Source organism: Microvirga sp. CF3016 (genome assembly GCF_036314085.1).
In the GTDB taxonomy this organism is placed as follows: Bacteria; Pseudomonadota; Alphaproteobacteria; order Rhizobiales; family Beijerinckiaceae; genus Microvirga.
The window spans coordinates 176,023-193,621 of the sequence record NZ_JAYGGM010000011.1 but is presented as its reverse complement, the minus strand read 5'-3'; the positions used below and the strand labels follow the sequence as shown (position 1 = coordinate 193,621).

Annotated in this window: 21 protein-coding genes; 10 read left to right on the top strand and 11 right to left on the bottom strand. The window is 66.6% G+C overall.

Annotated elements, in window-relative coordinates; all coding sequences use genetic code 11:
• Positions 1-44 precede the first annotated feature (44 nt).
• The 4 genes from mltA to VB672_RS17520 all read left to right on the top strand — a co-directional run bounded on the left by mltA (position 45) and on the right by VB672_RS17520 (position 3,240).
• A complete protein-coding gene (mltA, locus tag VB672_RS17535; RefSeq protein ID WP_329785485.1) occupies positions 45-1,160 on the top strand; it encodes a murein transglycosylase A in 1,116 nt (371 codons plus the stop codon).
• Complete coding sequence (locus tag VB672_RS17530) at positions 1,157-1,726, top strand: Smr/MutS family protein (RefSeq protein WP_329785484.1); 570 nt, start codon at positions 1,157-1,159, stop codon at positions 1,724-1,726. The genes mltA and VB672_RS17530 overlap by 4 nt, the downstream gene beginning before the upstream one ends.
• A gap of 4 nt (positions 1,727-1,730) precedes the next feature.
• Positions 1,731-2,150: a helix-turn-helix domain-containing protein gene (locus VB672_RS17525; RefSeq protein ID WP_329785483.1), complete on the top strand. Its 420-nt coding sequence runs from the start codon at positions 1,731-1,733 to the stop codon at positions 2,148-2,150.
• A gap of 88 nt (positions 2,151-2,238) precedes the next feature.
• Positions 2,239-3,240 carry an adenosine kinase gene (locus tag VB672_RS17520; RefSeq protein WP_329785482.1) on the top strand — a complete coding sequence of 334 codons (1,002 nt, stop codon included), beginning with the start codon at positions 2,239-2,241 and terminating at the stop codon, positions 3,238-3,240.
• Between the two features lie 296 nt (positions 3,241-3,536).
• Here the strand turns inward: VB672_RS17520 and VB672_RS17515 are convergent, their stop codons facing one another.
• Positions 3,537-4,058: a YidH family protein gene (locus tag VB672_RS17515; RefSeq protein WP_329785481.1), complete on the bottom strand. Its 522-nt coding sequence runs from the start codon at positions 4,056-4,058 to the stop codon at positions 3,537-3,539.
• 258 nt (positions 4,059-4,316) lie between these two features.
• Here VB672_RS17515 and VB672_RS17510 point away from each other — a divergent pair, with 258 nt between their 5' ends.
• The gene (locus tag VB672_RS17510; RefSeq protein ID WP_329785480.1) at positions 4,317-5,321 is read left to right on the top strand and encodes a DUF2279 domain-containing protein; all 1,005 of its coding nucleotides are present in this window, start codon (positions 4,317-4,319) and stop codon (positions 5,319-5,321) included.
• A gap of 29 nt (positions 5,322-5,350) precedes the next feature.
• Here VB672_RS17510 and coaA read toward each other — a convergent pair whose 3' ends face one another.
• From coaA to hisB, 8 genes are all read right to left on the bottom strand, one after another.
• Positions 5,351-6,328: a type I pantothenate kinase gene (gene coaA / locus VB672_RS17505; protein ID WP_329785479.1), complete on the bottom strand. Its 978-nt coding sequence runs from the start codon at positions 6,326-6,328 to the stop codon at positions 5,351-5,353.
• 18 nt (positions 6,329-6,346) lie between these two features.
• Positions 6,347-6,667 carry a phosphoribosyl-ATP diphosphatase gene (locus VB672_RS17500; RefSeq protein ID WP_329785478.1) on the bottom strand — a complete coding sequence of 107 codons (321 nt, stop codon included), beginning with the start codon at positions 6,665-6,667 and terminating at the stop codon, positions 6,347-6,349.
• A 7-nt stretch (positions 6,668-6,674) separates the two neighbouring features.
• Entirely contained in the window at positions 6,675-7,424 is a 750-nt protein-coding gene (map, locus tag VB672_RS17495) for a type I methionyl aminopeptidase (protein ID WP_329785477.1), read from the bottom strand.
• 57 nt (positions 7,425-7,481) lie between these two features.
• The gene (gene hisF / locus VB672_RS17490) at positions 7,482-8,303 is read right to left on the bottom strand and encodes an imidazole glycerol phosphate synthase subunit HisF (RefSeq protein ID WP_329785476.1); all 822 of its coding nucleotides are present in this window, start codon (positions 8,301-8,303) and stop codon (positions 7,482-7,484) included.
• Positions 8,303-9,055 carry a 1-(5-phosphoribosyl)-5-[(5-phosphoribosylamino)methylideneamino]imidazole-4-carboxamide isomerase gene (gene hisA, locus VB672_RS17485; RefSeq protein WP_329785475.1) on the bottom strand — a complete coding sequence of 251 codons (753 nt, stop codon included), beginning with the start codon at positions 9,053-9,055 and terminating at the stop codon, positions 8,303-8,305. Before hisA ends, hisF begins: the two co-directional genes overlap by 1 nt.
• Positions 9,043-9,693: an imidazole glycerol phosphate synthase subunit HisH gene (gene hisH / locus VB672_RS17480; protein WP_329785474.1), complete on the bottom strand. Its 651-nt coding sequence runs from the start codon at positions 9,691-9,693 to the stop codon at positions 9,043-9,045. The genes hisA and hisH overlap by 13 nt, the downstream gene beginning before the upstream one ends.
• Positions 9,690-10,181, bottom strand: coding sequence for a DUF2628 domain-containing protein (locus tag VB672_RS17475; protein ID WP_329785473.1), 492 nt, complete (start codon positions 10,179-10,181; stop codon positions 9,690-9,692). Before VB672_RS17475 ends, hisH begins: the two co-directional genes overlap by 4 nt.
• A 187-nt stretch (positions 10,182-10,368) precedes the next feature.
• Positions 10,369-10,956: an imidazoleglycerol-phosphate dehydratase HisB gene (gene hisB, locus VB672_RS17470; protein WP_329785472.1), complete on the bottom strand. Its 588-nt coding sequence runs from the start codon at positions 10,954-10,956 to the stop codon at positions 10,369-10,371.
• Positions 10,957-11,250: 294 nt separating this feature from the next.
• Between hisB and hslV the strand changes: the two genes are divergently transcribed.
• The 4 genes from hslV to VB672_RS17450 all read left to right on the top strand — a co-directional run bounded on the left by hslV (position 11,251) and on the right by VB672_RS17450 (position 14,651).
• Positions 11,251-11,781 carry an ATP-dependent protease subunit HslV gene (gene hslV, locus VB672_RS17465; RefSeq protein WP_329785530.1) on the top strand — a complete coding sequence of 177 codons (531 nt, stop codon included), beginning with the start codon at positions 11,251-11,253 and terminating at the stop codon, positions 11,779-11,781.
• Positions 11,782-11,901: 120 nt separating this feature from the next.
• Complete coding sequence (hslU, locus tag VB672_RS17460) at positions 11,902-13,215, top strand: ATP-dependent protease ATPase subunit HslU (RefSeq protein WP_329785471.1); 1,314 nt, start codon at positions 11,902-11,904, stop codon at positions 13,213-13,215.
• A 97-nt stretch (positions 13,216-13,312) separates the two neighbouring features.
• Positions 13,313-14,083, top strand: coding sequence for an endonuclease III domain-containing protein (locus VB672_RS17455; protein ID WP_329785470.1), 771 nt, complete (start codon positions 13,313-13,315; stop codon positions 14,081-14,083).
• A gap of 73 nt (positions 14,084-14,156) precedes the next feature.
• On the top strand, positions 14,157-14,651 hold the full coding sequence (locus tag VB672_RS17450; protein WP_329785469.1) for a BA14K family protein: 495 nt from the start codon (positions 14,157-14,159) through the stop codon (positions 14,649-14,651).
• A 58-nt stretch (positions 14,652-14,709) separates the two neighbouring features.
• Here VB672_RS17450 and VB672_RS17445 read toward each other — a convergent pair whose 3' ends face one another.
• Entirely contained in the window at positions 14,710-15,060 is a 351-nt protein-coding gene (locus VB672_RS17445; RefSeq protein WP_329785468.1) for a RidA family protein, read from the bottom strand.
• An 80-nt stretch (positions 15,061-15,140) separates the two neighbouring features.
• Positions 15,141-15,755 carry a pyridoxamine 5'-phosphate oxidase family protein gene (locus tag VB672_RS17440; protein ID WP_329785467.1) on the bottom strand — a complete coding sequence of 205 codons (615 nt, stop codon included), beginning with the start codon at positions 15,753-15,755 and terminating at the stop codon, positions 15,141-15,143.
• A gap of 112 nt (positions 15,756-15,867) precedes the next feature.
• Between VB672_RS17440 and VB672_RS17435 the strand changes: the two genes are divergently transcribed.
• The gene (locus VB672_RS17435; RefSeq protein ID WP_329785466.1) at positions 15,868-17,583 is read left to right on the top strand and encodes an adenylate/guanylate cyclase domain-containing protein; all 1,716 of its coding nucleotides are present in this window, start codon (positions 15,868-15,870) and stop codon (positions 17,581-17,583) included.
• Positions 17,584-17,599 lie beyond the last annotated feature (16 nt).

The following is a 17,599-nucleotide window of genomic DNA, read 5'->3' as shown; positions in this document are numbered from 1 at the left end:
CCGGGCGGGCCCTCCTCGCTTGCTCTCTCGCATGGGGCTTAAGCATGCCCGCTGGCGCAGCCTCGGCGCTGCGGGATCAGGCGCGGCTCGAGCCCCTGCCCTTCATGCAGCTTGCAGGCTGGGAGGCGGACGATCACGCGGCCGCCTTCCAGGCCTTTCTCCGCTCCTGCCGCGCTCTTGATGCGGGTGCCGGGACGCTGCGCCCGGCGCAGGCGCCGCAACCGGACCTCCTGTCGGTCTGCCGCGAGGCCCTCAAGAATCCCGGTGCCTCGCGGTCCGAGGCGCGGCGCTTCTTCGAAACCCATTTTCAGCCCGTCGCCGTCACTCCTCTGTCCGGCAACGGCTTTCTCACCGGCTATTACGAGCCGGAATTTCAGGGCTCGCGCACGCCCGACGCTACCTATCGGGTGCCCCTGCTCGACCGGCCCGAGGATCTCGTCACTATCCCTCAAGGCGAAACCCTGCCCGGCCTCGAGAAAGGCCTGCAGGCCGCCCGGCGCACGAAGGAGGGCTACGAGCCCTATCCGGACCGGGCCGCCATCGAGGAGGGCATCCTAGGACCTCTGGCCAAGCCCATCGTGTACCTGCGCGAGCCGGGCGAGGCCTTCATCATTCATGTGCAGGGCTCGGCCCGCATCCGCTTGGCCGACGGCTCGGTGATGCGCGTCGCCTATGCGGGGCGCAACGGACGGCCCTACACGTCCATCGGCCGCCTGCTGGTGCAGCAGGGCGAGATGGACCTGGAGACCATGACGCTCGACAAGCTGATGGGCTGGCTCAAGAACCATCCGGAACCGGCCAAAGCCCTGATGCGGCAGAACCAATCCTACATCTTCTTCCGCGAGGCGAGCGAGCTTGCGCCCGCGGACGGACCCATCGGTGGCGCCGGCACGCCGCTCGTGCCCGGCCGCAGCCTCGCGGTCGACCGGTCCCTCTGGACCTACGGCCTGCCCGTCTGGCTCGACGGTCAATTGCCGCTGACGCTCGACAGGACGGAGCCCCTGCGGCGGCTCATGATCGCCCAGGACACGGGCTCGGCCATCGTCGGCCCGGCCCGGGGCGATTTCTTCTTCGGCAGCGGCGAGGAGGCGGGACGCCGCGCCGGGCTCCTGCGCCATGCGGTGCGCTTCGTGGTTCTGCAGCCCAAATCCCGCTCATGACCAAGAGAAGCCGTGCCCGCCAGCTCAGCCCCGAGGAGAAGCGGCTCTGGTCCCACGTGGCCAGGCACGTGAAGCCCATGGCGGGCAAGCGCCTGCCGCCCGAGCCGGAGCCCGAGAGCAAGCCCGCCACGGGCCCTGCCCCGCAGGTTACGGCGCTGAACCCCACCCTGCCCCCGCTCCCGCCGCAGCCGAAACCGGCCCTGCCGCCGCTCGCGCCCGTGGAGCGCAAGACGCTCCAGGCCCTCCGGCGCGGCCGCAAGGACGTGGACAGCGTCATCGACCTGCACGGGATGCGCCAGGAAGAGGCTCATTTCGCCCTCCTGCGCTTCCTCCATCAGGCGCAGAGCTCCGGCTACGGGCTCGTCCTCGTGATCACCGGAAAGGGCGGCGCGGCTGCCGGCCACGGCCTGTTCGAGGAGCGCGGCGTGTTGCGGCGCATGGTGCCCCATTGGCTCCGCCTGCCCGATCTGCGGCCTCTGGTGATCGGCTTCGAGGAGGCCTCTCCCCAGCACGGCGGATCCGGTGCACTCTATGTCAGGCTCCGCCGCCGGCGGGGTGCGGGATAGGGACATGACCCCTTTCGGTGAACGGGTGCGGCAGCTGCGCCAGGAGCGCGGGCGAATGTTGAAGGACATGGCCGCGCATCTGGGCGTGTCGAGCGCCTATCTGTCGGCCCTGGAGCGCGGCGAGCGCGGCAAGCCCACCTGGGCTCTCATCCAGGGGGTCCTGCAGTATTTTCACATCATCTGGGACGAGGCCGACGAACTCGCCCGCCTTGCGGATCTCTCCGACCCGAAGGTGAAGATCGACACGGCGAACACCAATCCCAAGGCGACGCTGCTGGCCAACCGCCTGGCCCGGGAGATCCGCGGCCTCACGCCGGAGGAACTCGATCAGATGGTCGCCGTCCTCGACCAAGCGCAGGAGCGGGAGAAAAAGGCCGCTTGCGGCATTCCGGGCGACGCCCAGGCACCTGTCTCACCCCGCTGAAACATCGGCCCTTCAGGTCGGCTTAAGACCTTGACCTCCCCTGCCCCGGATGCGAAAGCGCCCCGTCCTGTCCCAACCCCGGTGGCTCATGTCCCAGACCCGCATCGACGTCCTCACCCTCGGCAACGCCATCGTTGACGTGCTCGCCCATACGGACGAGGCCTTCCTCATCAAGAAGAAGGTCCATAAGGGCGCCATGCAGCTCATCGACGAGGCCCGAGCCGAGGAGCTCTACGGCGACATGGGACCGGCGATCATCGTGTCGGGCGGCTCGGGGGCGAATACGGCGGCGGGCGTGGCCTCCTTCGGGGTCAAGGCGGGCTTCATCGGCAAGGTGAAGAACGACGAGACAGGAAAACTCTTCGCCCATGACCTCAGGGCCATCGACGTGCATTACGATGTGGCCCTGGCCGAGGACGGCCCGGCGACGGCGCGCAGCTTCATCCTGGTGACGCCGGACGGCGAGCGCACCATGAACACCTATCTGGGCGCCTGCCAGAACCTCACCCCCGACGACGTGAACCCCGACACGGTGCGCGCCTCGTCGATCGTCTATCTCGAAGGCTATCTCTGGGACCCGCCGGCCGCCAAGGAAGCTTTCCGCAAGGCGGTCAAGATCGCCCACGAGGCCGGCAACAAGGTGGCGCTCACGCTGTCCGACGCCTTCTGCGTCGATCGCTACCGGGACGAGTTCCTCGGGCTCATGCGCGACGGCAGCCTCGACATCCTCTTCGCCAACATCCACGAGCTGCAGAGCCTCTACGGCACATCCGACCCCGACACCGCGCTGGCCGCCCTGCGGGAGGAAAACGTACTCGGCGCCATCACCCGCTCGGCGGAGGGCGCGCTGATCGTCAGCCGTGGCGAGACCCGCGCCGTGCCGGCCTTCCCGGTGGAGCGCGTGGTCGACACCACGGGCGCGGGCGACCTCTTCGCCTCAGGCTTCCTCGCCGGCCTCGTGAAGAACCTGGATCTGACCGACTGCGCCCGCCTCGGCGGCCTCGCCGCCGCCGAGATCATCAGCCATCTCGGCGCCCGCCCGCAAACCAGCCTCAAGGGGCTGGCTGAGCAGCAGGGGTTGCTGGGGTGACCGCTTTCTTCCCTCCCCCTTGCGGGGAGGGATTGAGAGTGGGGTCGGAATGTCAAAGCGCTGCGCCTGATCCAGCAGGCGCAGCGGCTGCTGCGTGTACCTCCCCCTTCCTGAGGGAGAGGGTTGGGGTGAGGGGTTGCAAGTTTATCCGGCGAGGACTCTAACCCCTCACCCGGACCTCCGGTCCGACCTCTCCCATTGGGAGAGGTGAAACAGCGCCTCACTCGGCGAACGCTTACCCAGCTGCACCACCCCTACCTCCCACTCCTCCCCGTAAGGGGGAGGAGAAATCGCGCTCAATCCCCTCCCGTCCGCCCGAACCAGATGCTGAACAGCGCCGCCAAGGCCACCAGCGCCAGGAAGCCGTTGAAGGCGACGAGCAGGAACGGCGGGATCCGCTGCACGTCGGGCTGCGGCGGCTGCGAGCCGGTGAAGACCTGACGCCAAACCGCGGCCGCGAAGCAGAAGGCGCTGAACAGGACTAGGATCGACCCGGTGGATAGGATCGTCCAGTCCGGCACCACGCCCTCCAGGAGCTTCTTCGCCCCGATGCCGGAGGCGAGCGACGCGAGACCGGTGCGCACCCAGGCGGCATAGGTGCGCTCGGCGGCGAAGACCGTGCGGTTGGCGGCGAGCTCCGTGCGCCGGTCGGCGCTGTCCTTCATCTGCACGCTGGCGGTGGCGGTCGTCTTGGCGGCGGCCTGCGTATGTTCGGCCGCCTCCTGCGTCTGCTCGGCGGCTTCCTGGCTTTGCTCAGCCGCCTCCTTCGCGTGCTCGGCGCTGCGCTTGAGCTTTTCGTCGACGGGCTGGGATGTCATGCTTGCTCCGTAGATCTGGAGGCACAACGCTCAAGGTTATGAAAAGGTTGGCGCTTCCTCAAGCCTTGGGGCTGAATCGCACTTCACTTTCCGGATTCATACGTTCGGCCTCACCGTGCCAGCATTCGGGCCTTGAGGCTCTGTTTACCTTTCCGGCCGTCTTTCCGCCCCTGCGGCAGATGGCGTCTGCCACAGGGGTTGAGTTCCGCGGCTCGCCATAGAAGGATGCCGGTGGGGGCGCCGGAAGAGGATCGGCCAATGCGAGTGGTCGCCTTCGTCGCTTGCCTTGCCATCCTCATGGCTGCTTCGGGCCCCGCGCCATCACGGGCGCAGACGAGCGGGCCATCGTACCGGTCCGCATCACCGACAACGGTAGAACTCGCGCCGACACCCGCGCCTCCCACGTTTTATTCGGTCAGCCAGCTGGGCGATCACCTGCATGCGATCCGCTGGGAGCTGGCCATCGTCGGGGCCGCCATCGTGGCCGTCGGCATCAAGGATTGGGATTGGGGCAATGTCTCCGGGTTCCAGACCATCGAGGAAGGATGGTTCTCCAAGAACACCCGGCACGGAGGAATGGACAAGATCGGCCACTCCTTCTCGACCTATGTCATTGCCGACCTTCTCACCGACAGGATCCGGGCCAATGCCTCTGATCCTGCAGGGGCGCCGATCACGGCCGCCCTCGTCGCATTCGGCATCATGGGGCTGGTCGAGACCGTGGATGGGTTCACGGGCCGGCACCGCTTCTCGCGCGAGGACATCGTGGCGAACGGCGTGGGGGCCCTTTTCTCAGCCTTCAGCAACTCCGTTCCCGGGCTGCGGGAGAAGCTGGACTGGCGGATCATGTACACGCCCGCGAGCTTTGAGCGACCCGGCATCACAGGGGAGAACGGCATTCTCCCTCCCTACGAGCGCCAGCGCTACATCATGGCCCTGAAGGGGAGTGGATTCGAGACGCTCAAGAACACACCCCTGCGCTATGCCGAGCTGCATGTCGGCTTCGATGCACGCGGCTTCGAGGAGAAGGAGCGAGAGCTCGGCTACCCGATCGAGCGCTCCTTCTATGTCGGGCTTGGCCTGAACCTCAACGAGGTGCTCTTCGGCAACGGCCCCAATCCGAATTTCGCCCGGTACAAGGATACGCTCCCGGGCTGGGCCGCCCGCAAGACGCTCGAATACGTCCAGGTGCCATACACGTCCGTTTACGCCAAGAGCCGCTTTTCGACGGTGCGCCGCGTGGAAACGACCTTCGAGGATTAGAGCTTGGGCATATCTCTGGGATCGATGCCCTACAGCCTTCGCAGCGCCACCGTCTCGATCCGGTGGCTCGGACCCTTCTTCAGGATCAGGCTCGCGCGCTGGCGGGTCGGCACGATGTTTTCCTGCAGGTTCACCAGGTTGATGCGGTTCCACAAGCCGTCCGCGACGGCGATGGCTTCCGCCTCCGCCAGTTCCGCATAGCGCCGGAAATAGGACAGCGGGTCCCGGAAGGCCGTGTGGCGCAGGCGCAGGAAGCGGTTCACGTACCAGCGGTGCAGGTCTTCCTCGTCGGCGTCGATATAGACCGAGAAATCGAAGAAGTCCGACACGAAGGGAATGGCCGTGCCGTCCTTGGGCATGCGCGCCGGCTGGAGCACGTTCAGGCCCTCGACGATGAGGATGTCCGGCCGGTCGACCACGGTCTCCTCTCCGGGCACCACGTCGTAGACGAGGTGGGAATAGAGCGGCGCCTTCACGTTGCGCTTGCCCGCCTTGATGTCGGCGAGGAAATGCAGGAGCTTTCCGGTGTCGTAGCTCTCCGGGAAGCCCTTGCGCTCCATCAGCCCCAGCCGCGTCAGCTCGGCATTGGGCAGGAGGAAGCCGTCCGTGGTGACGAGGTCGACCTTCGGGGTGTTGGGCCAGCGGGCGAGGAGCGCCTTCAGCACGCGGGCCGTGGTGGACTTGCCGACCGCCACGGAGCCCGCCACGCCGATGATGTAGGGCACCTTCTCCTGATGCTCCGCGAGAAGGAAGCGCTGGGTCGCCTTGAACAGCCCTTGCGTCGCCGCGACGTAGAGGGAGAGCAGGCGCGAAAGCGGCAGGTAGATCGCCGCGACCTCGTCGAGCGAGATCGGGTCGTTGAGGGATTGCAGCTGCAGCACCTCGTCGGCGGTGAGCGTCATAGGCGCATCGGCACGCAGCCGGGCCCATTCGTCGCGCGGGAAGATGCGGTAGGGCGAGAGGCCGTCATCGGTCTCGGGCGTGGAGATCACGTTGGGCTGGTCCATGCGAACCACCTTCTCGGTTTAGGTCCCGCGTGCGGCCTTCTCCGCAAGACCCGACTGCGCCGTGCGGCGCTCCAGTTCGGCCATCACGTCACTTAGCGGAATGTTCGCGCCCTGCAACACGACCAAAAGATGATACAGCACGTCCGCGGCTTCCGCCGTGAGATTCTGCCGGTCGCCCTGGACGGCCGCGATGGCGGCCTCGACGGCCTCCTCGCCCAGCTTCTTGGCCGCCTTGGCCGGGCCGCCGCCGATGAGCTTGGCCGTATAGGATTCCGCCGCCGGAGCGGCCGCGCGCTCGGCCACGATCCGGGCGAGATCTTGAAGCGTGAAGGTGGTCATAGCCGCATCATCCGGGCAGGGTCACGACAAGGGGGCCGTTGCGGGTGGCAACGACGGTGTGTTCGTACTGGACGGTCAGCGCACGGGGCTCGCTGAACAAGGTCCAGGGATCATCGCCGTCCTGGGCCCATTCCGCTCCCAGAGACAGGAAGGGCTCGACCGTGAAGACCAGGCCCTCGTTCATGATCCGGCGTTCGGAGCGGTCTGGCCAGGTGGCGATCTCCTTCGGCTCCTCGTGCAGGGAATGACCGATGCCGTGGCTCGCCAGGTTGCGGACGAGCGTATAGCCGTTCTTCTGCGCAAATGTCCCGATGGCCTCGCCGATGCCCGCGAGGGGCTTGTTGGCCCCGACCTGGCGCAGCCCGATCCACATGGCGCGGCGCCCGTCCCGGCAGAGCCGCTTGGTGGCGTTCGTGATCGGCGGAACGGCGAAGGAAGCGCCCGTATCGGCGAAGACGCCGTTCTTTTCCGCCGAAATGTCGATGTTGACGAGATCCCCCGCGTCGATCCGCCGGGAACCGGGAATCCCGTGGGCGATCTCCTCGTTCACGCTGATGCAGGTGGCGCCGGGAAAATCGTAAACGAGTTCCGGGCCGGACCGAGCGCCGGCGTTCTCGAGGTGCCGGCGCCCGATCGCGTCGAGCTCCGCCGTGGTCATACCCGGTTCCAGGGCCGCCGCCATGGCTTCGAGCGCATTGGCGACGATCCTGCCGATGTCCTGGAGCCTGATCAGGTCGTCGTCGCCGGATACCGTCATTGTCTCACCTTCCTTCGGCCTTGCTCGATGCATCCTTCCGGTCGGAAGGTACGGCACTTATGACAGAGCCCTGTCTGCCCTTCGGACGGCCGTACCCTGCGCCGGCTCGTCGAGGCGCATCCTCAGGCCCTTCTCGGCCATGTAGCCCTTGGCCTCGCCGATCGTATGCGTGCCGAAGTGGAAGATCGAGGCGGCGAGCACCGCGCTGGCATGGCCCTTCTCGACACCGTCGACGAGATGGTCGAGGTTGCCGACGCCGCCGGACGCGATGACCGGCACGGCAACCGCGTCCGCGATGGCGCGCACCAGCGCCAGATCATAGCCGCCCTTGGTGCCGTCCCGGTCCATGGAGGTGACGAGCAGCTCCCCTGCCCCGAGCTCCGCCACCTGCCGGGCGAACGCGATGGCGTCGATGCCCGTGGCGTTGCGCCCGCCATGGGTGAAGATTTCCCAGCGCGGAGGTTCGCCATCCCCCGACACCTTCTTGGCGTCGATGGCCACGACGATGCATTGATTGCCGAATTTTTCAGCCGCCTCGCGCACGAAATCCGGGTTCTTCACGGCAGCGGTGTTGATCGAGACCTTGTCGGCCCCGGCGAGCAGCAGCCTGCGGATGTCCTCGACACTGCGCACGCCGCCGCCCACGGTGAGCGGCATGAAGCAGGCCTCTGCCGTGCGCTGCACCACGTCGAGCAGGATCCCCCTCGCCTCGTGGCTCGCCGTGATGTCGAGGAAGCAGAGCTCGTCGGCCCCGGCCGCGTCATAAGCTTTGGCGGCTTCCACCGGATCGCCCGCATCGACCAGGTCGACGAACTGCACGCCCTTCACGACGCGCCCGTCCTTGACATCCAGACAGGGAATGAGACGCACCTTGAGCATCAGGCGGGCTCCTTGCGCACGGAGCGCAGCAGCGCCAGCGCTTCCTCCGGGTCGATGCGCCCGTCGTAGAGGGCGCGGCCGGAGATGGCGCCGTTGAGGACGGCGCAGTCGGGTTGGGTCAGGCGCTCGATATCGGCCATGGAGGCGAGACCTCCCGAGGCGATGACCGGGATCGAGACGGCGCGCGCCAATCCCAAGGTCATCGGGAAGTTGAGGCCCTTGAGGATGCCGTCGCGGGCGATATCCGTGTAGATGAGCGCGGCGACGCCCGCATCCTCGAACCGGCGGCCGAGCTCTTCCGCCGACAGGGTCGAGGTCTGGGCCCAGCCCTCCACGGCAACCAATCCGTCCTTGGCGTCGATGCCCACGGCGATCTTGCCCGGATGGAGGCGAGCGGCCTCCCGCACGAAGGCGGGATCGCGCACGGCCGCCGTGCCGATGATCACGCGGGACACGCCCTTGGCGAGCCAGCCCTCCACGGTCTTCATGTCGCGGATGCCGCCGCCGAGCTGCACGGGGATGCTCACGCGCCGGAGAATGGTCTCGACCGCCGCGGCATTCATCGGCTTACCGGCAAAGGCTCCGTCGAGATCGACCACGTGCAGCCATTCGAAGCCCTGAGCCTCGAAGGTGGCGGCCTGGTCGGCCGGGTCGTCGTTGAACACGGTCGCCTGGTCCATGTCGCCCTGGACGAGGCGGACGCAGCGGCCCTCTTTGAGATCGATCGCAGGATAGAGGATCACGGGCGCCACCTCAGAAAATTGGCGATGAGCTTGAGGCCGAGCGCCTGGCTCTTCTCGGGATGAAACTGGGTGCCGACGAGGTTGTCCCGTCCGACGATGGCCGTGACCGGACCGCCGTAATCGGCGGTGGCGACCACGTCGTCCGGGTCCGCGGGCGAGAGCGCGTAGGAATGCACGAAATAGGCGTGCAGCCCGTCCGGCCCGGTCGGGATGCCATCGAGCAGCGGGTGCGGCTTTACCAGGGTCAGCGTGTTCCAGCCCATATGCGGAATCTTGAGCGATGGATCGCCGGGTTGGATGGCCTTCACGTCGCCCGGGATCCAGTCGAGGCCGTAGCTCGTGGTGTGCTCGAGGCCGCGCGTCGCCATGAGCTGCATGCCGACGCAGATGCCGAAGAAGGGGCGCTTGTCCTCGTGGACGCGCCTTTGCAGCACTTCCACCATGCCGGGCACGGAATCGAGGCCGTGGCGGCAATCGGCGAATGCGCCGACGCCCGGCAGCACGATCCGGTCGGCCCGGGCCACGAGGTTCGGGTCGGACGAGACGGCGACGGACAGATCGAGCTCCGCCTCCCGGGCCGCCCGCTCGAAGGCCTTGGCGGCGGAGTGCAGGTTGCCGGACCCGTAATCGATGATGACGACGCTCACCGGGGACGCTCCGCATCGGGGAAGAGGCCGATCACCGGCTCGGACCGCCTCGGGGTGGACAGGACCGGCGAAGACGCCGGAGGGCGGGGCAGGGAGGACGGCTTGGCCCCGAGCCAGCGGGCGAAGGCCCTGGCCTCCGCCTCGTCCTGGTCCTCGGCCGTCACCGCGTCGACCATGGAGAGGCCGCGGCGGGCCAGGGTCCAGCGCCGCAGGCTGTTGGCCTCGAGCCCGATCAGGCCCTGGAGCAGGAGCTGCGCGACGGAGCCGGCGAGCGGATGCACGTCGAGCACGGCCATGAGGCCGCCGAAGGCGAGGACGAGGATCAGCACGCCGAACCCGGCGAGCCAGAGCCGATGAAAGAAGAACCACAGGAAGGTGAAGAAGAAGGCGCCCCAGGAAAAGGCGTCCTTCACGAGCTCGGACCGGTCCAAAGCACTCGGATCACCCGGCCGCGCATCGCGCGGAAGGTGCAGGGTATAGGTGGTCATGACGTTTCCTCAGGCCTGTCCGGTGAGGTGACGCTGGCGTGCCCGCCGGACAAGACGTCTCTTCGAGCATCGGACCCAAAAGTGGAAGGCACATTTGGGATCCATCCGATGCTCCAGTTCCTAAAATGGCGCATCGTTAGGCGCGGAAAACCGGATCCACTTTTCCGCACGATGCGCTGACGGGTTTTTAGAGCGTTCCCTTGGTGGAGGGAACGCGGCCCTCTTCCCTTGGGTCCAGTGCCACGGCCTGACGCAAGGCCCGTGCCAAGCCCTTGAAGCAGCTCTCGGCGATATGGTGGCTGTTCTCGCCGTAGAGCGTCTCCACGTGGAGCGTCAGCCCCGCATTGATGGCGAAGGCTTGGAAGAACTCGCGCACCAGCTCGGTGTCGAACACGCCGATCTTCTCTGTCGGGAAGGTGGTCCGGAACACCAGGAAAGGGCGGCCCGAGATGTCGAGGGCGACGCGCGTCAAGGTCTCGTCCATCGGCAGATGGATGTCGGCATAGCGCGAGATGCCCTTTTTATCGCCAAGCGCCTGCAGGATGGCCTGGCCTAAGGCAATTCCGGTGTCTTCGGTGGTATGATGCTGGTCCACATGCAGATCGCCGGTCACCTTCACGGTCAGGTCGAAGAGACCGTGTCGGGCGAACAGTTCGAGCATATGGTCGAGGAAGCCGACTCCCGTGGAGATCTCGGCCTTGCCGGTGCCATCGAGGGCGATCGACACAGCGACATCGGTCTCGGCGGTGCGACGGCTGACGCTCGCGGAGCGCATCATCAAAATCCTTTGCGGAACAAGAGACCGGGCCTTCTAGCACATCGTCCGGAAAAGTGGATCCGGTTTTCCGATTCTGACGATGTGCCCATCGAAGAAGGAGCATCGGATGGATCCCGAAAGTGCAAATCCACTTTCGGGTCCGATGCTCTAGCAAGCCGCGGCGAGAAATGCCACCCGCGTTGCTTTTGGCCGACGAATGATTAAGTCAGGCCTTGAAACGGCCCTTTCTGCCTTCGATCATTTCCCGCCTGCCGGAGTCCTGTTCCCGTGTCCGAAGACGCCACCCCCCGCATGCATGCCACCACGATCCTCATGGTCCGCAAGGGCGGCCGCGTTGTCATCGGCGGTGACGGGCAGGTGAGCCTCGGCCAGACGGTCGTGAAGGGCAATGCGCGCAAAGTCCGCCGGCTGGCCAAAGGCGGCGTGATCGGCGGCTTTGCCGGCTCCACGGCCGATGCCTTCACCCTGTTCGAGCGCCTCGAGGCCAAGCTCGAGCAATATCCCGGCCAGCTCACCCGCGCCTGCGTCGAGCTCACCAAAGACTGGCGCACCGACCGCTACCTGCGCCGCCTGGAGGCGATGATGCTGGTGGCCGACAAGGATGTCGGCCTGCTGCTCTCCGGCGCCGGCGACGTGCTGGAGCCGGAAAACGGCATCATGGCCATCGGGTCCGGCGGCAATTATGCCTTGGCTGCCGCGCGGGCGCTCGCCGATTCCCAGATGGACGCGGAAGCCATCGTGCGCCGCTCACTCGCCATTGCGGCCGAGATCTGCGTCTATACCAACGCGAACATCGTCATCGAAACGCTCGATGAAACCTGAATGCCCGTCATGGCCGGGCTTGTCCCGGCCGTCCACGTCTTTAAACCTCTCCATGCCGGAAGGCGTGGATCCCCGGACCAGGTCCGGGGATGACGATCACCCTTTGAGCCAAGACATCTCATGACCACGTTTTCTCCCCGCGAAATCGTTTCCGAACTCGACCGCTACATCGTGGGCCAGCACGACGCCAAGCGCGCTGTCGCCATTGCCCTGCGCAACCGCTGGCGCCGGCAGCAGCTCGAAGGCAGCTTGCGCGAGGAGGTGGCGCCGAAGAACATTCTCATGATCGGCCCGACCGGGTGCGGTAAGACCGAGATCTCGCGGCGCCTCGCCAAGCTCGCCGGCGCGCCCTTCATCAAGGTCGAGGCGACCAAGTTCACCGAGGTCGGCTATGTGGGCCGCGACGTGGAGCAGATCGTGCGCGATCTGGTCGAGATCGGCATCGGCCTCGTGAAGGAGGAACGCCGACGGCAGGTGCAGGCCAAGGCCCACATCGCCGCAGAGGAGCGCGTGCTCGATGCGCTGGTCGGCTCCACGGCGAGCGCCGTCACCCGCGATTCCTTCCGCCGCAAGCTGCGCGCCAACGAGCTCGACGACAAGGAGATCGAGGTCGAGCTGCAGTCGGGCGGAGGGCAGGGGATGCCCATGTTCGAGATCCCCGGCATGCCCGGTGCATCGGTGGGTGCGATCAACCTCTCCGACATGTTCGGCAAGGCTTTCGGCGGCGGGCGCGCGAAGACGCGCCGCACCACTGTGCGTGAGGCCTACGAGCCGCTGGTGACGGAGGAGGCCGACAAGCTGATCGACCAGGATGCCATCGTCCAGGAGGCCCTGCGCCAGGTGGAGAACAACGGCATCGTGTTCCTCGACGAGATCGACAAGATCGCCGGCCGCGAAGGCCGCACCGGCGCGGACGTGTCGCGCGAGGGCGTGCAGCGCGACCTGCTGCCGCTGATCGAGGGCACCACCGTGTCGACGAAGTATGGTCCGGTGAAGACCGACCACATCCTCTTCATCGCCTCGGGGGCGTTCCACGTATCGAAGCCGTCGGACCTGCTGCCGGAGCTGCAGGGCCGCCTGCCGATCCGTGTCGAGCTCGCCCCGCTGACGGTGGAGGATTTCAAGCGCATCCTCACCGAGACCGAAGCGAGCCTCATCAAGCAGTCGGTGGCGCTGATGCACACCGAGGGCGTGGACCTCGTCTTCACGGACGATGCCATCGATGCGCTGGCCCAGGTGGCCGTCGACGTGAACAGCTCGGTCGAGAACATCGGCGCCCGCCGCCTGCAGACGGTGCTCGAGCGCGTGCTCGACGACGTCTCCTTCACGGCCCCCGATCGCTCGGGCGAGACGGTCACCATCGACGCCGCTTACGTGCGCGGCGAGGTGGAGTCGCTGGCGAAGAACACGGATCTGAGCCGGTTCATTCTTTGAAGACACCCGTGTTATCATTCCGGGGCGAGCGCAGCGAGAGCCCGGAATGACAGTGTGGGATATGGAACCACTCTCCTGATTCGCGACTTGCCCCGGGATGAATCCGGACCTGCAGGATCTCAAGGCGAAGGCGCTGATCATCCACCAGCGCCTCTGCGAGGTGTATGGCTGCCCGATTCCCTATTTCCATTCCCTCGATCCCTTGAGCGAGTTGATCTCGTCCCTTCTCTCCCACCGCACCCGCAATGCGGATTCCGGCCGCGCCTTCAAGGCGCTGAGGGCCCGCTATCCCGATTGGCGCGCCATGATGAACGCGCCGACGGAGGAGGTGGAGGAGACGATCCAGGGCGTGACCTGGCCGGAGCAGAAGGCGCCGCGCCTGCAGACGGTGCTGCACGCCATCGAGGAGCGGCACGGCAGCCTCTCGCTCGACTTCCTCGGCGCCATGCCGGTCGAGGAGGCGCGGGCGTGGCTTGAGAGCATTCCGGGAATTGGGCCGAAGACCAGCGCGGCGGTGCTGTCGTTTTCGATGCTGCGAAAGGCGGCTCTGCCCGTCGACAGCCACCATCACCGGGTCGCGCAGCGCAGCGGGCTGATCCCGCAATCGACGGCGGTCGGGCCGTCCCATGCGGCGCTCGCCGCCCTGCTGCCCGAGGATTGGGACGCTCAGGCGGTCTACGACCACCACGAGGTCATGATGCTGCACGGCCAGCGCTGCTGTTTCTTCAGCAATCCGGCCTGCGGACGCTGCGCCATTCTCGATCTCTGTCCGACCGGGCAGGGGCGGCTAGAGGGCAGGCGGGTTCCCGCCATGAAGCCCGAGATCGCCGCGAGGGATCATCCATCCTCACGTTCGCGCGAGAGATAGCCCGAGGTTCCTCGAAGGCGGAACGACCTGCGGGCGTCTCGCGTTCGCCTCCCACGATTGGAGGAGTAAACTCATGCGTAAGTTCGTCTTGGCTGCCGCCGCCACGGCAGTCCTTAGTACTCTTGGCTTTGCCGCTCCGGCTTCCGCTGCCGAGACGCGGACCATGCCCATCGATCAGCTTGCCGCCGCAGTGCGCAACGGCGACCTGAACGTTACCTACGTTCAGGACTACTACCGTGGACGCGCCATCCGGCGTGCCTATCGCGGTGGTGGCCCGCGCTACGTGGAGCGCCGCTATTACGGCCCGCGCCGTGGCTACTATGGTCCACGGTACGGCTATTACGGCCCCGGCTATTACCGTCGCGATTATGGCTCAGCTGCCGCAGCGGGTGCCATCGGTCTTGCCACCGGTGCGATCATCGGCGGCGCCATCGCCCAATCGCAGGCTCAGGCAGCGCCAGTCTATGGCAGCAACACCGCCGCCTATTGCGCCCAGCGCTACCGGTCCTACGATCCGGCCTCGGGCACCTATCTCGGCTACGACGGCCTGCGTCATCCCTGCCCGTAACGCCAGAAAGCATGAACGGACGGAGCGGGCCAAACGGCCCGCTTCTTTTTTCGAGATCTTACTTCGCCGCGATGACGGCGATTTCGACCTTGAAGGCCGGAGCCGCGAGCTTCGCCTCGACGGTCGCGCGGGCAGGCGTGTTGCCGGCCGACACCCAGGCATCCCACACCGCATTCATCTCCTGGAACGTGCCCATGTCGGTGAGCCAGATATTGGCCATCAGGATCTTCGACTTGTCGGTGCCGGCCTCGTTGAGCAGGCTATCGATGATCGCGAGGATTTCCTTCGTCTGCTCGGTGACGCTTTGCCCGGCGGTCTGGTTGGCGACCTGGCCGGCGAGGTAGACCGTGTTGCCGTGAACGACGGCGCCGCTCATGCGCGGGCCGGGCTTGATGCGTTGGATCGTCATGGAATGTCCTTGTGCCTTTTCCAGAACAGGTGGGATCTGCCTTTTCGGGGGCAGGGGGCTTCAGGTCAAGAGCGTCGGCCTCAGTAGAGACTCGACCGCTGCCGCTCCGGCAGTGCCCTGTCATAGGCCTCGCCGCCCACTTGGTCGTTGGACAAGGCAGCGAGGATCTGGCCGGCGCTCGGCAACGAGGCGCGGGCCACGTGCTTGTCCGGATTCCACAGGTCCGAGCGCAGGATCGCGCGAGCGCATTGGAAAAAGACCGCCTCGACGGCGATCGCGATGACGGATCTCGGCGCCTTGCCGTCGATGGCGAAGCCGTCGAGCAGGGCCGGCTCGACCGAGATCGTCGCCCGGCCGTTGACGCGCAGGGTCTCGCCGATGCCCGGGATCAGGAACAGCAGGGCGACGCTCGGGTCGCGCACGATGTTGCGCAGCGAATCGATGCGGTTGTTGCCGCGCCGGTCGGGCAGGAGCAGGGTCTTTTCGTCCTGCACCCGCACGAAGCCGGGACCGTCGCCGCGGGGCGAGCAGTCGAGCCCCTCCGGCCCGCGCGTCGCCAACGTCACGAAGGGCGCGGCCTCGATGAAGGCCCGATATTCGGGCACGATCCGATCCGTTTCCTTCAGAAGGGACGCCTTGTTGACCTCTCCATAGAGGGCTTCGAGTTCGGACAGGGTGGTGATCGTATGGGACATGAGGTGAGGAGCCGGTGCGGGATCGTGATTTGACAACCGGCACCTTGGTGCAACTGCATAGCGGCAGGCAAGCCCGATTGCTCTTGCCGACCGGCCCATGTGAAAGACGCGTATGAAAAGCCCGCAAGCCAAAGTGGCCCCTGAAGCCCCCGCTTCGGAGATCCCGATCCGTACGCGCGAAATCCGTCTGGTCACGGGGCTGGTGCTTGGCCTCTTTCTCCTCACCCATTTCAGCAATCACGCCCTCGGACTGATCTCGGTGGAGGCCATGGAGGCCGGCCGCGCCTGGTTCAATCGCCTGTGGCGAAATCCCGTCGGCACGCTCCTCCTGTACGGATCGGTCCTCGTCCATTTCCTGCTGGCCCTGCAGGCGCTCTACCGGCGCCGGACCCTGCGCATGCCCTGGCGCGAGGCGGCCCAGCTCACGCTGGGCCTGAGCCTGCCGTTCCTGTTGATCGCCCATGTGGTCGGAACCCGGATCGAATGGGCCCTGACCGGGCACGATTCCGGCTATCCCGAAGTGGTCAGGAATCTCTGGGTCCTCAATCCGGAAATCGGTGCCCGGCAGGCTGCCGCCCTCGTCATCGCCTGGCTCCATGGTTGCCTCGGGGTCTATTTCTGGCTGCGGCCGAAAACCTGGTTCCCGGGCTATGCGCTCGTCCTCTACACGGGCGCCGTCCTCGTCCCGGTCCTGGCGCTCCTCGGCTTTGCCGGAGCGGGAAGGGAGATCGCGGAAGCGCCGGAGCCGTTCCTCCGAACGCCACCTCCTCCCGGGTCCGACATCCTGCCGATGATCGCGCCTGCGCTTTATGCCTTCTTCGGCGGATTGGTCGCCGCCACAGTGGCTGGCCGCTTCATCCGCAGCGGGCTTCTGTGGTCGCGGCGGGTGCGCGTCTTCTATCCCAACGATCAGGTTGCGACCGTGCCGCTCGGCTTCAGCGTTCTGGAGGCAAGCCGCATCGCGGGCATTCCGCACCTCTCCGTCTGCGGCGGGCGAGGGCGCTGCTCCACCTGCCGGGTTCGGGTGCTCGACGGCCATCAGAGGCAACCGCCGCCCACGCCCCAAGAGCGGGGCACGCTCGCGCGCATCAAGGCCGGCCCCCATGTGCGCCTCGCCTGCCAGTTTCGGCCGACCCACGACGTCTCGGTGGTGCCGATCCTGTCCACGGGGCGCAACGGCGTGACCTCGCTCGTGCGCGCCGGCCGGGCCCAAGGCCAGGAGCAGGAGATCGCCGTGCTGTTCTGCGACCTGCGCGGCTTCACGAGCCTTGCCGAGCGGCGCCTCCCCTTCGACACGGTCTTCATCCTCAACCGCTATTTCGAGGCGGTGGGCGAAGCCGTCGAGGATGCAGGCGGCTACATCGACAAGTTCATCGGCGACGGGGTGCTCGCCCTCTTCGGCCTGCGCACGTCTCCGCAGCAGGCGGCCAGACAGGCCCTCGATGCGGCGCTGCGGATCAAGACGGCGCTCGTCCATCTCAACGAGGAATATGAAAGCGAATTCGAGCATCCCCTGAAGATCGCCATGGGCCTCCATGCCGGTCCCGCCATCGTCGGGCAGATGGGCTACGGCCAGGCCACCAGCCTGACGGCCGTGGGCGACACCATCAACGCCGCGAGCCGCCTTGAGGGCCTCGCCAAAGAACTCAACGTGGAGCTGGTGATCTCCGAAGACCTTGCCCTGCGCGCCGGCCTCGACCTCTCCGACCGCGACCGCCAGATCGTCCAGATCAGGGGCAGGGCGGCGCCGTTGGGGAGCTGGATCATCCCGGAGGTGGGGAGTTTGGTGATGAGCAGGAGCGAAACTGCTTTTCCGCAGAGGCCGTAAGAAAGCGCGGCTGCCT

Excerpts from the sequence above, each read along its gene's own strand:
- mltA (WP_329785485.1), top strand. The coding sequence starts at position 45 with ATGCCCGCTGGCGCAGCCTCGGCGCTGCGGGATCAGGCGCGGCTCGAG.
- VB672_RS17530 (WP_329785484.1), top strand. The coding sequence starts at position 1,157 with ATGACCAAGAGAAGCCGTGCCCGCCAGCTCAGCCCCGAGGAGAAGCGG.
- VB672_RS17525 (WP_329785483.1), top strand. The coding sequence starts at position 1,731 with ATGACCCCTTTCGGTGAACGGGTGCGGCAGCTGCGCCAGGAGCGCGGG.
- VB672_RS17520 (WP_329785482.1), top strand. The coding sequence starts at position 2,239 with ATGTCCCAGACCCGCATCGACGTCCTCACCCTCGGCAACGCCATCGTT.
- VB672_RS17515 (WP_329785481.1), bottom strand. The coding sequence starts at position 4,058 with ATGACATCCCAGCCCGTCGACGAAAAGCTCAAGCGCAGCGCCGAGCAC.
- VB672_RS17510 (WP_329785480.1), top strand. The coding sequence starts at position 4,317 with ATGCGAGTGGTCGCCTTCGTCGCTTGCCTTGCCATCCTCATGGCTGCT.
- coaA (WP_329785479.1), bottom strand. The coding sequence starts at position 6,328 with ATGGACCAGCCCAACGTGATCTCCACGCCCGAGACCGATGACGGCCTC.
- VB672_RS17500 (WP_329785478.1), bottom strand. The coding sequence starts at position 6,667 with ATGACCACCTTCACGCTTCAAGATCTCGCCCGGATCGTGGCCGAGCGC.
- map (WP_329785477.1), bottom strand. The coding sequence starts at position 7,424 with ATGACGGTATCCGGCGACGACGACCTGATCAGGCTCCAGGACATCGGC.
- hisF (WP_329785476.1), bottom strand. The coding sequence starts at position 8,303 with ATGCTCAAGGTGCGTCTCATTCCCTGTCTGGATGTCAAGGACGGGCGC.
- VB672_RS17475 (WP_329785473.1), bottom strand. The coding sequence starts at position 10,181 with ATGACCACCTATACCCTGCACCTTCCGCGCGATGCGCGGCCGGGTGAT.
- hisB (WP_329785472.1), bottom strand. The coding sequence starts at position 10,956 with ATGCGCTCCGCGAGCGTCAGCCGTCGCACCGCCGAGACCGATGTCGCT.
- hslV (WP_329785530.1), top strand. The coding sequence starts at position 11,251 with ATGCATGCCACCACGATCCTCATGGTCCGCAAGGGCGGCCGCGTTGTC.
- hslU (WP_329785471.1), top strand. The coding sequence starts at position 11,902 with ATGACCACGTTTTCTCCCCGCGAAATCGTTTCCGAACTCGACCGCTAC.
- VB672_RS17455 (WP_329785470.1), top strand. The coding sequence starts at position 13,313 with ATGAATCCGGACCTGCAGGATCTCAAGGCGAAGGCGCTGATCATCCAC.
- VB672_RS17450 (WP_329785469.1), top strand. The coding sequence starts at position 14,157 with ATGCGTAAGTTCGTCTTGGCTGCCGCCGCCACGGCAGTCCTTAGTACT.
- VB672_RS17445 (WP_329785468.1), bottom strand. The coding sequence starts at position 15,060 with ATGACGATCCAACGCATCAAGCCCGGCCCGCGCATGAGCGGCGCCGTC.
- VB672_RS17440 (WP_329785467.1), bottom strand. The coding sequence starts at position 15,755 with ATGTCCCATACGATCACCACCCTGTCCGAACTCGAAGCCCTCTATGGA.
- VB672_RS17435 (WP_329785466.1), top strand. The coding sequence starts at position 15,868 with ATGAAAAGCCCGCAAGCCAAAGTGGCCCCTGAAGCCCCCGCTTCGGAG.